This is a genomic window from Micromonospora mangrovicola (genome assembly GCF_047200535.1).
Taxonomy (GTDB): Bacteria; Actinomycetota; Actinomycetes; order Mycobacteriales; family Micromonosporaceae; genus Micromonospora.
On record NZ_JBJZOG010000259.1, the window covers coordinates 1 to 594 of the forward strand.

General features: G+C 72.6%; 1 protein-coding gene. It reads left to right on the forward strand.

Translation table 11 applies throughout. The annotated features are described in order from the left end of the window. Positions 1-594, forward strand: a 594-nt coding sequence (locus ACL02O_RS34370) for an IS110 family transposase (RefSeq protein WP_412822350.1), incomplete at both ends; no start/stop codon positions are given.

The following is a 594-nucleotide window of genomic DNA, read 5'->3' on the forward strand; positions in this document are numbered from 1 at the left end:
CAAGGCCCGGCTGCCCGAGGGCGTCGCGGGTATCACGCGGCTGCACGCGATGATCGGCCAGTGCCTCGGTGACGACGTCGACGTCGAGGATGTCGCCGCCCGGGTGAAGATCGGCATCGAGACGGATCGGGGCCCGTGGGTGCAGGCGCTGGTCGCCGCCGGGTACACGGTGCACGCGGTCAACCCGTTGCAGGCGGCCCGCTACCGGGAACGCCTCGCGCTGTCCGGAGCCAAGAGCGACGCCGCGGACGCGCACATGCTGGCCGACATGGTGCGCACCGACTCGCACCAGCTGCGCCCGGTCGCCGGTGACAGCGCCGAGGCCGAAGCGGTCAAGGTCGTCACCCGGATGCACAAGACGCTGATCTGGGAACGTACCCGCGCCGGCCAGCGGCTGCGGCACGCGCTGCGGGAGTACTTCCCCGCCGCGTTGGCCGCCTTCGAGGACCTCGACGCCACCGACACCCTGGAACTGCTCGCGAAGGCCCCGGACCCGGCCGCCGCCGCCAGGCTGAGCATCAGCCAGATCAGCGCGGCCCTCAAACGGGCCCGCCGCCGTGACATCGCTGCCAAGGCCACGGCGATCCAGGCCGT